Source organism: Lysinibacillus sphaericus (assembly GCF_015844675.1).
GTDB classification, from domain to species: Bacteria; Bacillota; Bacilli; order Bacillales_A; family Planococcaceae; genus Lysinibacillus; species Lysinibacillus sphaericus_E.
The window spans coordinates 1-2,109 of sequence record NZ_LDGC01000044.1; the positions used below are offsets into that span (position 1 = coordinate 1).

General features: G+C 40.0%; 1 protein-coding gene. It reads right to left on the minus strand.

Going from position 1 to position 2,109, the window contains the following annotated elements; genetic code table 11:
• Nucleotides 1-2,109: non-ribosomal peptide synthetase (locus ABE34_RS12290; protein WP_197142859.1), on the minus strand; the 2,109-nt coding region annotated here is incomplete at both ends.

The window sequence follows — 2,109 nt, forward strand, 5'->3', positions numbered from 1 at the left end:
TTTCCCAAGCAACACCATTGCTGCGGATAAGAAGACCATATATTCTGTCGTACCAGTTCTTTTTGCCAATTCTTTGATCTTCTTGGCTAGTTCTTTATCTAATATGCTTCCTGTAATGGAACCCTCATAGCTTTGTTCCTGTGGTCTTGCATAATCTAGCGGCATATCTAATACCGGTATCTCATCCTCAAACTGACTTAGCCAGTACGCTCTCTGACTTTCCAGATTACGACTATTCATCCATTCACTATAATCTTTGAACTGATGACTTAATGGCTCCAGTTTCTCTCCTTTATAAAGAGCGTTCAGTTCGTTCATAAATGTCGCCATACTCATTCCATCGCCAACAATGTGATGCATATTTAGCATAAGCAAACCATAGGTGTCCCTTTTTACAAATAGTGCTCTTATCGGTGGCGCTTTCGATAAATCAAACGCTCTTACGAACAGCTTCATCTCTTCCTCATCAGTTCGATTAGAAGCCTCTTCATACTCAAATGGTACTTCTGCTGTTTCAAGTACTTTCTGCACGGTCTCTCCATTTACCATTAAGAACTCCGTTCTAAGAATTTCATGTCGCTCTACTATTTCCTGTAGCGCTCTTCTTAGATCCTCTACGCTGACTTCACCTGTAAGTTTTAATGCCTGCCGCATATTATACATAGTTCCCTCTGGGTACATTTGCTGTATGAGGTAGGTTCTCTTTTGTGCAGATGACATTGCATAATATTCTTTTTCCTCTGCCCTTGGAATCGGAATGTATTCTTCTGTCTCACTTTCCAGTACGATTTGTGATAACTTCTCTGGTGTTGGATGACTAAATACATCCTTTATAGCAATTCGGTAGCCCGTTTCCGACTCAATCTTATTGACCAGACGAGTTGCACGTAAGGAATGTCCTCCTAATTCAAAGAAACTGTCTTTTACGCCCACGTTCTCTACAGCCAGGATTTCACCAAATATCTTACATATTGTCTCTTCGGTTTCATTGCTTGGTGCTGTATACTCTCGGGTTGCTTTTACTTCGATCTCTGGTAATGCTTTCTTATCCAGTTTTCCATTTCGAGTTACAGGTATACTGTCGATTTCCATTATATAGGATGGAATCATGTATTCCGGCAACACACCAGCAAGATGTTCTCTTAACTCCGATACACTGATGCTTTCTCCTGTATAGTATGCATGAAGCGCTTGATCACCGTTTTGATCAGCTTTTGCGATTACTACACTGTTCTGAATACCTTCGATTTCACGAATTCGGCTCTCGATTTCTCCTAGTTCGATTCTAAATCCGCGAACCTTCACCTGTTCATCGATGCGGCCTAAGTATTCAATGTTTCCATCTGGTAGCCATCTTGCAAGGTCTCCAGAACGGTACAACCTTCCTTCGCCAAATGGATTGTTCACGAACTTCTCTTCTGTCAGTTCAGGACGATTTAGATAGCCTCTGGCTAATCCGTCACCTGTGATACATAATTCTCCTGGGACACCGATGCCACAGAGGTTATCTCCATTCAGAATATATATTTGAGTGTTACTAATTGGTTTTCCGATTGGGATACGCTCTGGTACCTCTTTATCATTTTCTTTCTCCCAATGTGTCGCAAGTACTGTATTTTCCGTTGGACCATATGCGTTAATATATCGTTCTTTATCTCCAATCTGCTCAACCAATTCCTTACTTGTTGCAGAACCACCAGTCGTTAATACTCTAAACAAATTTTGTTTTATCTGACGGAAATATTGTGGTGGAAGTAATGCTACTGTTGCCTTTTTATTTGAAACATACTGTTCAAACTCATCTACACCTCGCACTTTATTGGATGGGATTAATAATAATGTTGCTCCATTATATAATGCCATTGTCATTTCCCATACAGACGCGTCAAATATATAGTTAGCAAATTGTAATATAACATCTTTTTCTGTAATTTTATACAATTCTTTAAAGTATTGGTTTATTGCAACGACACCATGATGCTCTACTAAAACACCCTTCGGTGTACCTGTTGTTCCGGAAGTGTAGATACAATAGATCAAGTCTTCCGCTTTGTTGACCTTCTCTGGATTCTGGATATTTCCTTCCCAAGTTCCTGCTTCTTTTAAGTC